This window comes from Carboxylicivirga longa (genome assembly GCF_050589825.1).
GTDB classification, from domain to species: Bacteria; Bacteroidota; Bacteroidia; order Bacteroidales; family Marinilabiliaceae; genus Carboxylicivirga; species Carboxylicivirga longa.
The window spans coordinates 24,455-36,193 of the sequence record NZ_JBNGOZ010000008.1; the positions used below are offsets into that span (position 1 = coordinate 24,455).

The 11,739-nt window shown below is 44.2% G+C and carries 12 protein-coding genes; 2 read left to right on the forward strand and 10 right to left on the reverse strand.

All coding sequences use genetic code 11. The features are described 5' to 3' along the window. Positions 1 to 9: 9 nt before the first annotated feature. The 4 genes from trpC to ACRD7A_RS08610 all read right to left on the reverse strand — a co-directional run bounded on the left by trpC (position 10) and on the right by ACRD7A_RS08610 (position 4,126). Positions 10 to 807 carry an indole-3-glycerol phosphate synthase TrpC gene (gene trpC / locus ACRD7A_RS08595; protein ID WP_430810693.1) on the reverse strand — a complete coding sequence of 266 codons (798 nt, stop codon included), beginning with the start codon at positions 805 to 807 and terminating at the stop codon, positions 10 to 12. A gap of 28 nt (positions 808 to 835) precedes the next feature. Then, positions 836 to 1,834 carry an anthranilate phosphoribosyltransferase gene (gene trpD, locus ACRD7A_RS08600; protein ID WP_430810692.1) on the reverse strand — a complete coding sequence of 333 codons (999 nt, stop codon included), beginning with the start codon at positions 1,832 to 1,834 and terminating at the stop codon, positions 836 to 838. Positions 1,835 to 2,002: 168 nt separating this feature from the next. Beyond that, a complete protein-coding gene (locus tag ACRD7A_RS08605) occupies positions 2,003 to 2,590 on the reverse strand; it encodes an anthranilate synthase component II (protein ID WP_430810691.1) in 588 nt (195 codons plus the stop codon). A 120-nt stretch (positions 2,591 to 2,710) separates the two neighbouring features. After that, entirely contained in the window at positions 2,711 to 4,126 is a 1,416-nt protein-coding gene (locus ACRD7A_RS08610) for an anthranilate synthase component I family protein (RefSeq protein WP_430810690.1), read from the reverse strand. A 495-nt stretch (positions 4,127 to 4,621) separates the two neighbouring features. On the opposite strand from ACRD7A_RS08610, the gene ACRD7A_RS08615 reads away from it, so the two are divergent. Continuing rightward, positions 4,622 to 5,302: a TetR/AcrR family transcriptional regulator gene (locus tag ACRD7A_RS08615; protein ID WP_430810689.1), complete on the forward strand. Its 681-nt coding sequence runs from the start codon at positions 4,622 to 4,624 to the stop codon at positions 5,300 to 5,302. A gap of 173 nt (positions 5,303 to 5,475) precedes the next feature. On the opposite strand, the gene ACRD7A_RS08620 is transcribed toward ACRD7A_RS08615, so the two are convergent. Together ACRD7A_RS08620 and ACRD7A_RS08625 are read right to left on the reverse strand one after the other, a co-directional pair. After that, positions 5,476 to 6,474: a 2-oxoacid:ferredoxin oxidoreductase subunit beta gene (locus tag ACRD7A_RS08620; protein ID WP_430810688.1), complete on the reverse strand. Its 999-nt coding sequence runs from the start codon at positions 6,472 to 6,474 to the stop codon at positions 5,476 to 5,478. Positions 6,475 to 6,495: 21 nt separating this feature from the next. Next, positions 6,496 to 8,343 carry a 2-oxoacid:acceptor oxidoreductase subunit alpha gene (locus ACRD7A_RS08625; protein WP_430810687.1) on the reverse strand — a complete coding sequence of 616 codons (1,848 nt, stop codon included), beginning with the start codon at positions 8,341 to 8,343 and terminating at the stop codon, positions 6,496 to 6,498. A 320-nt stretch (positions 8,344 to 8,663) separates the two neighbouring features. On the opposite strand from ACRD7A_RS08625, the gene ACRD7A_RS08630 reads away from it, so the two are divergent. Next, a complete protein-coding gene (locus ACRD7A_RS08630) occupies positions 8,664 to 9,197 on the forward strand; it encodes a gamma carbonic anhydrase family protein (protein ID WP_430810686.1) in 534 nt (177 codons plus the stop codon). A gap of 44 nt (positions 9,198 to 9,241) precedes the next feature. Here ACRD7A_RS08630 and murI read toward each other — a convergent pair whose 3' ends face one another. The 4 genes from murI to ACRD7A_RS08650 form a co-directional block, all read right to left on the reverse strand. Further along, the gene (gene murI, locus ACRD7A_RS08635; RefSeq protein ID WP_430810685.1) at positions 9,242 to 10,066 is read right to left on the reverse strand and encodes a glutamate racemase; all 825 of its coding nucleotides are present in this window, start codon (positions 10,064 to 10,066) and stop codon (positions 9,242 to 9,244) included. An 81-nt stretch (positions 10,067 to 10,147) separates the two neighbouring features. Beyond that, positions 10,148 to 10,660, reverse strand: coding sequence for an OmpH/Skp family outer membrane protein (locus tag ACRD7A_RS08640; RefSeq protein ID WP_430810684.1), 513 nt, complete (start codon positions 10,658 to 10,660; stop codon positions 10,148 to 10,150). Positions 10,661 to 10,684: 24 nt separating this feature from the next. Further along, a complete protein-coding gene (locus tag ACRD7A_RS08645) occupies positions 10,685 to 11,197 on the reverse strand; it encodes an OmpH/Skp family outer membrane protein (RefSeq protein ID WP_430810683.1) in 513 nt (170 codons plus the stop codon). A 14-nt stretch (positions 11,198 to 11,211) separates the two neighbouring features. Beyond that, positions 11,212 to 11,724 carry an OmpH/Skp family outer membrane protein gene (locus ACRD7A_RS08650; protein ID WP_430810682.1) on the reverse strand — a complete coding sequence of 171 codons (513 nt, stop codon included), beginning with the start codon at positions 11,722 to 11,724 and terminating at the stop codon, positions 11,212 to 11,214. Between the last annotated feature and the right edge of the window lie 15 nt (positions 11,725 to 11,739).

Below are 11,739 nucleotides of genomic sequence, written 5' to 3' on the forward strand. Positions count from 1 at the left end.
CTATTAAATTTACACATGAGCCCCGGCCTTCAAGGCTTTTGCAAAGCGAGCAAAGGCCTGTGCCGGGTCGGCTGTTTTCATAAAATTTTCCCCTATCAAGAAGCCATCGAAACCACTTTTCCGCAACATCAGTGCATCCTGTGGATCATGAATACCACTCTCCGATATCTTAAGCATCCCGGGCGGCAGGGCAGCAGCCAGCGTAATACTCTGCTCCAGGTTTACTTCAAAAGTTTTTAGATTACGATTATTAATGCCCACCACATCTACGTAAGGATTTAATCGATCTATCTCATCGGGAGCATGTAATTCCATCAGCACTTCCATTCCCAGGTAATTGGCCAGTGCACCCAGCTCTTTGGCCTGGTTAATATCGAGTATGGCAGCAATCAGCAGAATAGCGCTGGCGCCAATGGCTTTGGCCTCATACACCTGATAGGTATCAATTATAAAATCTTTACGTAAAATGGGCAGGGTGGTCACGTGCCTGGCCTGCACCAAATCCTTGTTACAGCCACCAAAAAACTTATCATCCGTAAGAACACTAAGAGCCGACGCGCCGGCCTGCTCATAGCCCTTTGCCACCTTCTCGACCTGAGCCGTAGCGTTAATGATACCTTTGGATGGCGATTGGCGCTTAAACTCTGTTATGATGCCCGATTTTTGGGGGTCAAGGAGGGCTTTTCGCAGAGAGGGTCCCGTTGAGTTATAGAACGGTTCATCCATCAGCTGCTCAATCGGTGTTTCAGCGCAGGCCTTTTCGAGCATTGCCTTTTTATACGCTACTATATTATCCAGAATATTCATAGAATGTGTTTGTGTCTTATGCGCACGCTTACTGAATACTTAAAAGCCGGCTCATCACCTCTGCGGCCTTGCCACCCAGCAAGGATTGTCGCGCTGCGTCAATATTTTCATTTAGTTCCCGCTCGGGATAATAACAATTCAATGCCAGTCCTGCATTGGCAATCACCACATTATTCTGTGCCTCGCTTCCTTCTCCTTCCAATACCTTGATGAAAATTTCAGCTGCCTGAGCCACCGTATCACCACCAAATATATCATTGGGCTGAATCTGCTTCATACCAAAATCGGCCGGGGTGAACACCTGCTCTCCTCCATTGCCTGTCACCTTAAAATCACCTGTAAGCGACACTTCATCATAGCCGTCCAGAGCATGCACAATACTAAACTGCGTGCTGGTTTGCTGATAAATATACTGATACACCCTTGACAACTCCAGGCTAAAAACACCCACCAACTGATGCGTTGGAAAAGCAGGGTTAACCAAGGGGCCCAGCATATTAAAAAAAGTTTTTAAGCCCAGCGACTTGCGGATGGGCGCCACTGTTTTCATGGCCGGATGAAACAAAGGAGCGTGCAAAAAACAGATGTTGCTTTCCCTTAGCTGTTCTCTCAGGACATCCTCATCGTTGGTAAAGCGATAGCCCAAATATTCCATTACATTGGATGAGCCACACGAGGATGATACACTGTAATTACCATGCTTGGCTACCTTGGCTCCTGCGCCGGCTACCACTAGCGACGAAAGGGTGGAAATGTTAAAAGTGTTTTTCCCATCGCCTCCCGTACCACACATGTCAATGGTCTTATCAGCGTCCAAACTAATACACAAGCAAAGATCCAGCAGGGCATCGCGAAAGCCCGACAGCTCATCAACCGTGACAGGGCGCATCATAAAAACGGTTAAAAAGGCCACTACCTCAGCGTTGTTATAGCGTTCGCGTGCTATATTAATTAAGGCCTCACGAGCCTGCTGACGCGAGAGTGTTTTGTGGTTGACCAGTTGTTGGAGTATGGAGGTAATATTCATATGATTATATTTTATTTCACTTGCCATGGGGAACTCGCCAGGGAATAATCATCCTCCTGTGTGAGAAACATTAAATCATGGCTCGTTCCATCTGTTCTAATTTATTTTTCCTTGGTCAGATGTAACACTAATTTCTTAAGGTCGCATGCCTACAACCGATGATTATTCTTACTTAACAGCTTTGGCATCATGCTTCAACCAGTTACGAATCATCTGCTTACCATGCGCTGTCAAAACCGACTCGGGATGAAACTGCACCCCATGTACATCGTATGTTTTGTGCATCAATGCCATCACCTGCCCCTCTTCTTCTTTGGCGGTAACCAACAGCGAATCGGGCAAATCATCTTCATTAACCACCCAGCTGTGGTAACGACCCGCCTGAAAGGACTTCGGTAGTCCCTGAAAAATATAATCATCTGATCTGATGATACTCACCGGAGTGGCCACCCCGTGATACACCTTATTGAGGTTGCGAATACTGCCGCCAAACACCTCTGCAATGGCCTGACAGCCCAAACAGACTCCCAGGATACTTTTGCTGTCAGCATAGGTAGCTATCAAGTCTTTTAGCACACCGGCCTCGTCAGGTACGCCCGGGCCGGGCGACAACAATATCTTATCGTATTGAGCCACCTCAGCAAGGCTGATGGCATCGTTGCGATATACATCTACCTTCTCATCCATTATCTCCTCGACATAATGCACAAGGTTATAGGTAAATGAATCGTAATTATCTAAAACAAGAATTTTCATTTTCTTTTGCTTCTAGCTGCTGACTAATAGCTAATGGCTATTTTCAGCTTGGTTATTTACTTGTATAAAGGGCACCTTTTTTTCACTCTTCATCAACTGACGAATCACTACTGACTAGCTTTAAAACTCTTCGGCTAGCTGAATAGCCTTCTTCAGGGCACCCAGCTTATTATTGACCTCCTGCAATTCATTTTCTTCTTTTGACTCACTTACCACACCTGCACCTGCCTGATAAAAAAGTGTATTGTGCTTACTCAAAAAAGATCGTATCATAATGGCTTGGTTGAAAGAGCCATCGAAGCCAATATTACCGATACATCCGCCATAGTAACCGCGATTCTGGTTCTCTATACTATCGATCAACTGCATCGCTTTGTATTTTGGAGCCCCGGAGAGGGTACCGGCGGGAAAAGTATCGGCCATCACGCGGGCTGCGGTGGCTCCTTCCTTTAATCGCCCACTTACTTTCGATACCAGATGAATCACATGGGAGTAGAACTGCACCTCTTTATAGGTATTTACCTCCACCCTATCGCAATTGCGACTGAGATCGTTACGTGCCAGATCAACTAGCATTACATGTTCGGCATTCTCCTTTTCATCTTTACTCAACTGAAGAGCAAGCGCCTGGTCTTTAGCATCATCGCCCGTGCGTTTAAAAGTACCCGCAATGGGATTAATGGTGGCGGTCTGTCTGTCAATAACCAGCTGCGCTTCGGGTGATGAACCAAATATTTTATAACTGCCGTAATCGAAGTAAAAGAGGTAAGGTGATGGGTTGATATTACGCAAAGCACGATACACATTAAACTCATCGCCCTCAAATTGTTGGCGATACTGACGCGACAGCACCACCTGAAAAACATCGCCCCGAAAGCAATGCTCCTTACCCTTGCTCACCATGGCCTTATACTGCTCATCCGTAAGGTTTGACAGCTCGGCACCCGATGCCTTAAAGCGGAAATCAGGAATACTGCGCTTGTACAGCTTCTGAATAAAAGCCTTACTGCCGGCCTCCTCTCCTTCATGCAAGTTCTCAATCAGAAACATTTGATTGGTAAAATGATTAAAGGCAACAATGTATTTGTAGAAGGTATAGCGCAATTCCGGAATGGAATGCTTCCCTTTCTTACGGGCATCGAAGGTAAGCGTATCGAAGTACTGAACCGCATCGAAGGTAGAATAACCAAATAAACCATTGACCTTGATGGGACAGTCACTGTGCACCACTTCAAAGCGCTTGATGAAAGCATCCAAAAGTGCCGGAACATTGTTCTTATCACAAATTGCTACGGGCTGCAACTCTTTATGAGCTTCCCCCTGTAGTACCTGCCCCCCATCGGCAATAAATTCGTAAAGGGGCTTAAAGCAGATAAACGACAAGGAATTACTATTTCCATGATAATCACTACTCTCCAACAAAATAGTATTCGGATAGGTATCTCTTAGCTTTAGGTACAGACTCACGGGTGTAGTGACATCCGCTACCTTTGCCGGTATGGGAGTTGCAATGCTATTAATCCTTATTGTATCCATGCTACGCTTAATTTACGAAATAAAAAAAGGCTTACCGAGAGTTTCGGTAAGCCTTTTGTAAATATCATTTACATATACGACGGTTGCCCTTAACTCTCATAGGAAAGATAAGTATGATGCCACCAGCCTTTATGTACTAAAGTCAAATTCATATTCTGCAATTGTGTGACACAAATATTTGAAATAAAATTTTAAAATTCCAAACATGAATTTACATTTTTCTTGTGCCTGGTGATAATTTAATGCCGATTACCTGATTGTACTTTCATTTTACAACAAACACAAGCAAGCTATAAGCAAAAAGAAACATGGCATAGATTAAGAGATAATCAATGGCCAAATATGCTCACTGTACTTATTTGCTATATACTGCACAAAGGAAGTAGCAAAATAACACCAGATTATGCTATCAGAAATAAAAGTTATACTTTGATGCTAAAGACAAAGTCGGGTTAATGAAAAGTTGTAATTTTGTTGCTATAAAGTTTTACCATTATGCCGATAGGAATTAAAATTAGCTTGAACCCCAAGCTATACCTGCGTGATCCTCAGGAGACTGCCCTTGGTCAGAAAATTATTAAGCATAGCATTTTACTGATTGATAAAATTGGTTTTGAAGCTTTTAACTTTAAAAAGCTGGCGAGTGAGATGGGCTCCACCGAAGCTTCGGTGTACCGTTATTTTGAGAATAAACATCTGCTGCTGCTCTACTTAGTATCGTGGTATTGGGAGTGGGTTAGCTATTTAATCGATATCAATACGAAAAACATCGAATCAGCCAAAGAGCGATTAAATATTATCATCAGCACCCTGGTATTTGCCCACAAAGAAAATCCGGCCATTGACTATGTGAATGAAAGCGTATTACACCGTGTAATCATTGCTGAAGGCACCAAGGCATATTACACTAAACTGGTGGATAAGGAAAATACAGAAGGCTTTTTCTCCAACTACAAAAAGCTGTGTGAAAAGGTAGCCGGTGTAATTACCGAGATTAATCCCGGGTTCCCCTATCCGCGGGCACTGGCAAGCAACCTGTTTGAAATGGCCAATAGTCACAGTTACTTTGCCATTCACCTACCCCGCTTAACCGATGTAAGCATAACAAATAATAATTACCACGAGGTGAAAGATATGCTGGAACATTTCACCGATACCTTGCTGAGCAAACCCTAATCTGGCAAGACGAACCATACACAAAAGTTAGGTCTAAGCATAAATCAGGAAACTGAGAAATTGATGAATTTCAAATAAGGAATTGTATGTATTTCGGCGCGTTTATTGCACTTAAAAGGCCGCTTCCCAATCACTCGGGAAACGGCCTTTTCTTGTGCTTACTCAATAAATAATTATTTTACATCCCACACATCACCTGCATTAATCAGGTCATTGAAGGACTTAATATTTGCTTTCTCCTGCACGGCAGCCAGCTGCTCTTCTACACACTGATCATATACCGGAGCCTTCACAGAGCGAATAACACCTAGTGCTACAGGATAATCAGGATACTCCATATCGGCCAGCTTCAAATGCATGGAAATATCCTCGCAATGCGCATCGTGCACTAATATATCGCTCTCTGTAACACCATTTTCACCCAGCGTCACTACCTTAAGTTGTAAGCCATCCAACACCAGGCCTTTGTTGCGTTCTTTACCAAACAACATGGGCTTGCCATGCTCCAGCTTGATGGTACGATCCTGCGAGTGTGCTTTATCGGTAATTGCATTATGTGTTTTATCGTTGTATATCACACAGTTTTGCAACATCTCAACAATGGATGTTCCTTTGTGCAGAGCGGCCTCTTCCAATACGCCAACCGAATGTTTAATGTCAGTATCAATACAGCGGGCAAAGAAATGTCCACGGGCACCGATACACAATTCAGCTGGTCGGAATGGTGATTCAACCGTTCCGAAAGGTGATGTTTTAGAAATAAAACCACGCTTCGAGGTAGGTGAATACTGTCCTTTAGTTAAACCATAAATCTGATTGTTAAACAATATTACATTCAGGTCGATATTGCGGCGTATACCATGTATGAAGTGGTTACCTCCAATGGCCAGGGCATCACCATCACCCGTTATCTGCCACACTTGTAACCTGGGGTTTGCCACCTTAACGCCCGATGCCACAGCAAGGCCCCGTCCGTGGATGGTATGAAAACCGTAGGTCTCCATGTAGTAAGGAAAACGTGACGAACAGCCGATACCGGATATAACAGCTACTTCTTCCTTTTTATAGCCCAAAGAAGCCATGGCTTTCTGCACGGAGTTAAGAATGGCATGGTCGCCACATCCGGGGCACCATTTTACACTTTGGTCACTTTTAAAATCTGTAAATTTCATTTGACAATTTTCAGCCATCATTTATTCCTCCAGCAATGTTTTAAAGTGTTCTTTCAATTCTACAACCGTAAAGGGTTGTCCCTGTACTTTGTTAAAGCGCTGTGTTTGAATATCCGGGAAATTCATAGTCAGGTAATCAGCAAACTGTCCCATATTCAGCTCACACACTACAATCTTTTTGTAACGCTTCAATAGCTCGTGGGTGTTACGTGGCAAGGGTTTAATGTAGTTGAAGTGTGCCAGGGCTATCTTATGTCCTTCGGTAATCATCTCATCCACAGCTGTAAATAAATGACCAAAGGTTCCGCCCCAACCTACCACCAGGGTATCGGCTGCTTCATCGCCAAGCAACTCCAGTTCGGGTATCACATTCGCTACCCGCTGTACTTTATCCTCACGTATCTCCACCATGCGCTGGTGGTTCATAGCATCGTGCGATACAGCGCCTGAGTGTTCATTCTTCTCCAGGCCTCCAATACGGTGCTCCAGTCCGGGAGTACCCGGTGTTGCCCAGTAACGCGATAACTTCTCTATATCGCGCTTATAAGGGTGCCAGTCTTTATCATTCACATCGGCTTTAGGCACGTTAATGACAGGCCATTCGTCCATATCGGGTAGTCGCCAGGGTTGCGTACCATTGGCAAGGAAACCGTCGGTAAGCAGAATCACCGGAGTCATATGCTCCACCGCCAGCTTAGCAGCATAAAAAGCATAATCAAAACAGTTGATGGGCGAACTGGCAGCCACCACAATAGCAGGACTCTCGCCATTGCGGCCATACAGCGCCTGCATCAAATCCGACTGTTCGGTTTTAGTAGGCAGCCCTGTTGACGGCCCCCCCCGTTGCACATTCACAATCACGAGCGGCAACTCTGCAATCACAGCCAGACCGATGGCCTCACCCTTCAAGGCCAAACCCGGACCTGAAGTGGTGGTAACGGCCAGGTTACCGGCAAAGCTGGCTCCTATTGAAGTACAAATACCGGCAATCTCATCCTCTGCCTGAAAAACCTTAACACCAAGATCTTTGCGGGCACTCAGCTCCTGCAATATTTCGGTAGCCGGGGTAATGGGATAAGAACCCAGGAATAACTCCAGGCCACTCTTTTCAGCAGCAGCCAAAAGTCCCCATGCAGTGGCCACGTTACCACTTAAATTACGGTAGCGCCCCTTTTTAATTTCAGCAGGACTAATATGGTACGAGGGAGTCATGGCTTGTATAATATTGCCATAATTATAACCATCCTCAAGCACTTTTATGTTGGCATCTACCACCAGCTGTTTCTTGGCAAATTTCTTCTTTATATATTCTTTGGTGTGATCCAGGGGACGATCAAATAACCAATACACAAGCCCCAAAGCGTACATATTCTTGCTACGAAGAATACTCTTATTATCCAGTCCCATATCTTTCAAGCTCTCCTTGGTAAGCGTGGTTATGGGTGCCTTTACAATATTATAGCTACTAAGTTTGCTTTCAACAATCGGATCATCGGTTTCATAACCCGCCTTGCGCAGGTTTTTATCATCACAACTATCCACATCCAACACCACGGTACCCCCGGGCTTCATCCATTTGGCATTGGCTTTTAATGCGGCCGGATTCATCGCCACCAGCACATCGCAGTAGTCGCCCGGCGTAAACACTTCAGTATGTCCAAAGTGAACCTGAAAACCCGACACACCACTGATGGTACCCTGCGGTGCACGTATTTCAGAGGGATAATCCGGAAACGTAGAGATGTCGTTTCCGAAGATTGCTGAAGTGTAAGAAAATAAAGTCCCGGTTAACTGCATCCCGTCACCAGAGTCACCTGAAAACCTGACAACAACTTCATCTCTTTCAATAACTTTTGACCTTTTACCCATAATTGATAAGGTTCTGATTTATAATCATATAATAAAAAACAGTTTGCACATCAATAAAAAGGAAATCAATGTAAAATACGCTATCGATTCACATTAATTTCCTCGTCATTGTGAAGGTAAAGGTAGAGATATGGGCATGCCTTATAGTTGATATTTATCATGTTTAAGCCTTTTACAGGGTGTGTTATACAACACATTTCTTAAACATATTTACAAAATTTTAAATCATCGAATTAAGCCTTACATTATCCGCCGGCAAAAGTCATAATTTGAAAAGTTGATGCTATTTTTGTTGGCAGAAGATAAAAGACTTATAAGTTATGGCACTAATAAAAACAGTAAGAGGCTTTACGCCCAAAATAGGAGAGAATGCCTACCTGGCAGAGAATGCCACCATTATAGGCGATGTAGAGATCGGTAACGATTGCAGTATTTGGTTTAATGCCGTGCTGCGCGGCGATGTTAACTCCATCCGTATTGGCAACAAGGTGAATATACAGGACGGTTCCGTATTGCACACGCTCTATCAGAAGTCGGTGGTGGAGATTGGCGATAATGTGTCCATCGGTCATAATGTAACGATCCACGGCGCCAAAATCGAGGACAACGTACTGATTGGCATCGGTGCTACAGTACTCGACCATGCGGTTATTGGCAGCAACTCCATAATTGCCGCCAACTCCCTGGTACTAACCGGCACCATTGTTGAACCCAACAGCATTTATGCGGGAGTACCCGCTAAGAAGGTGAAAGATATTGAACCCGAGCAATCGCGCGAGATGGTTCAAAAGATTGCCAATAACTACCTGATGTATGCCGGGTGGTTTAAGGAAGAAAATGAAGAAAACAAATAAACCCCAAAGCTATCAGCTGTTAAACAATGGCTGATAGCTCATTATTACAAAGCCAGATGCTCAACATTGAGCATGCCATCAAAAAAGAGGCCGGCCGTTTGCTTGAATTTAGCCACCTGCTCAGTGGTATAAAACTGAACCCGCCCTCCCTTTGAGCATTTACTTTCCATTTCGGGGTGTCGTTTCAGATAGTCCTTCAGACTGTGCCCTACAATATCGCCCTGCTCAATTAAACGCACATTTTCGGGAAGAAATCCCTTAATCTTACGGCTAAGTAGGGGATAATGGGTACACCCCAAAATAATGGCATCTATTTGCGGATCATGAGCCATCAACTGCCGCACATGCTGCTCCACAAAATAATCAGCACCTGCCTTATCAAACTCATTGTTCTCCACCAACGGCACCCACATAGGACAGGCCTCCTGGGTGACCTGCACTTCAGGAAATATCTTTTTAATTTCAATGGGGTAACTCTCGCTTTGTACAGTCCCCACAGTACCCAACACCCCCACATGCTTACTTCGGCTGTAGCCGGCAATGGCCTCTACACTGGGGCGTATCACACCCAATACACGCCGCTGCGGATCCATCCCGGGAAGATCCTTTTGCTGAATATTGCGCAATGCCTTGGCCGATGCCGTATTGCAAGCCAGAATAACCAGGTGGGCACCCATACTAAAGAGCTTTTGAACAGCTTGAAGCGTATATTCATACACCACCTCGAAGGAACGGGTACCATAAGGTGTACGTGCATTATCTCCCAAGTACAGATAATCATATTGGGGCAGGTGCTGCCTGACCTTATTTAAGACGGTTAAACCGCCGTAACCAGAATCGAAGATAGCTATGGGTCCGGGCTTATTCATAAGGCTATTAAATGAGGATTAAAGATACAAAAACGGGTGACTTAAAATAGTCACCCGCTGAAAAGATATTGTTAGATGGACTTACTGAACGCCCAACTTAGCTTTAACTAAAGGAGCACAATCAATGCTCTTATTGGAGTGGTAAACCACTACCTGAGTGCTAATATCAAAAATGTAAATCAGACCGTTCTCCTGTCCCACTTCATCAATGGCCTTTTGCACCTTGGTGATGATGGGTTGCAAGAGCTGACCTTCTTTCTGACCCAATGTCTGCTGCGCCATTTGGCTGTATTGCTGCATGCGCTGCTCATAGTCCTGAATTTCCTTTTCTTTGGTGGCACGGATCAAATCAGGTAAAGTATCACGCGAAGTCATGTAGTCGCTGTATTTAGCCTGTAAATCCTTCTGCATCACCTGCAATTGCTCTTGCAACTTAGTGGCTTCAGCCTGTAACTGCTTATCGGCCGCTACCTTATCGGGCAACTGCTGCACTAGCTCCTGAATATTAACATGTCCGAATTTCAATTCCTGCGCCTCAACTTTCCCTGCGAAAGCTACGGCAACCACAATCACTATTAGTTTAATCAGTTTCATATCTGTAATGCTTTTTAATCGTTATTATTGAATTCCTAATTTGGCCTTTACCAATGGTGCCACATCAATGCTCTTCTCCGACATGTACACAGGTAAACGACTTGTGGTTTCAAATATATACAAAAATCCTTGTTCGTCACCCACTTCCTGAATAGCGGCTTTTAACTTTTGTATGATAGGCGCCTGCAGCTCATTCTGCTTGGCTTGAATTTGCTGTTGTGAGAGCATGTAGAAGTTTTGCACTTTCTGATTTAACTCCATCAGTTCCTGCTCCTTAGTACTACGCTCGGCAGCTGACAAACCCTCAGCAGTTTGCTGATAGGCTGTTTGCCTGTTCTTCAGCTCTTCCTGCATACTCATGAGCTGACCTTCTTTCGCTTCAAATTCGGCCTCCATCTGTGTCTCAACAGCCTTAAGCTCAGGCATTGCCTGGAGAATCTCAGCAGTATTTATATGGCCAAATTTCATTGGTTGCTGTGCCTGCAGGGCACCTACTGTTACCAAGAGGAACACAACCAGTGGATAATAAATCTTCATATTTCTGTGTTTAGTTATTCGCTTTTGTATCCTAATTCAATCAATACATCATCGCTGATATCATACTTGCTATCGACAAACATAATACCCATGCCTGATGCCTTATCGAACACGGCGGCAATATTATTTTCGGATGCAATATCGGAAATAGCGTTAAATATCTCGTCCTGAATAGGCTTAATAAGGGCTTCGCGCCGCTTGAAGAGCTCGCCATTTTGCCCAAAGTAGTTTTGTTGTAATTGCTTGGCTTCTTTCTCTTTAGCCACAATCTCATTCTCACGCTTAGTTTTCATCTCATTGGATAAAAACACATTTTCGGCCTGATAATTCTTATAGAGCTGAGCAATTTCTTCGAAACGTTGCTCTACTTCACCCTGCCACTTGGATGAGAGTTGGGAAAGCTGCTCATTGGCAGCCTCATAAGCCGGCACGTTACGCAGGATATATTCCGAGTCGACAAATGCATACTTCTGGGCAAAGCTAATTTGCCCAATAAACAATAATGATAATAATACAATATTTCTCATAGCTCACTTTTTAGT

What these genes read in the sequence shown, in the direction of transcription:
- trpC (WP_430810693.1), bottom strand. Translation starts at nt 807, where the DNA reads ATGAATATTCTGGATAATATAGTAGCGTATAAAAAGGCAATGCTCGAA.
- trpD (WP_430810692.1), bottom strand. Translation starts at nt 1,834, where the DNA reads ATGAATATTACCTCCATACTCCAACAACTGGTCAACCACAAAACACTC.
- ACRD7A_RS08605 (WP_430810691.1), bottom strand. Translation starts at nt 2,590, where the DNA reads ATGAAAATTCTTGTTTTAGATAATTACGATTCATTTACCTATAACCTT.
- ACRD7A_RS08610 (WP_430810690.1), bottom strand. Translation starts at nt 4,126, where the DNA reads ATGGATACAATAAGGATTAATAGCATTGCAACTCCCATACCGGCAAAG.
- ACRD7A_RS08615 (WP_430810689.1), top strand. Translation starts at nt 4,622, where the DNA reads ATGCCGATAGGAATTAAAATTAGCTTGAACCCCAAGCTATACCTGCGT.
- ACRD7A_RS08620 (WP_430810688.1), bottom strand. Translation starts at nt 6,474, where the DNA reads ATGAAATTTACAGATTTTAAAAGTGACCAAAGTGTAAAATGGTGCCCC.
- ACRD7A_RS08625 (WP_430810687.1), bottom strand. Translation starts at nt 8,343, where the DNA reads ATGGGTAAAAGGTCAAAAGTTATTGAAAGAGATGAAGTTGTTGTCAGG.
- ACRD7A_RS08630 (WP_430810686.1), top strand. Translation starts at nt 8,664, where the DNA reads ATGGCACTAATAAAAACAGTAAGAGGCTTTACGCCCAAAATAGGAGAG.
- murI (WP_430810685.1), bottom strand. Translation starts at nt 10,066, where the DNA reads ATGAATAAGCCCGGACCCATAGCTATCTTCGATTCTGGTTACGGCGGT.
- ACRD7A_RS08640 (WP_430810684.1), bottom strand. Translation starts at nt 10,660, where the DNA reads ATGAAACTGATTAAACTAATAGTGATTGTGGTTGCCGTAGCTTTCGCA.
- ACRD7A_RS08645 (WP_430810683.1), bottom strand. Translation starts at nt 11,197, where the DNA reads ATGAAGATTTATTATCCACTGGTTGTGTTCCTCTTGGTAACAGTAGGT.
- ACRD7A_RS08650 (WP_430810682.1), bottom strand. Translation starts at nt 11,724, where the DNA reads ATGAGAAATATTGTATTATTATCATTATTGTTTATTGGGCAAATTAGC.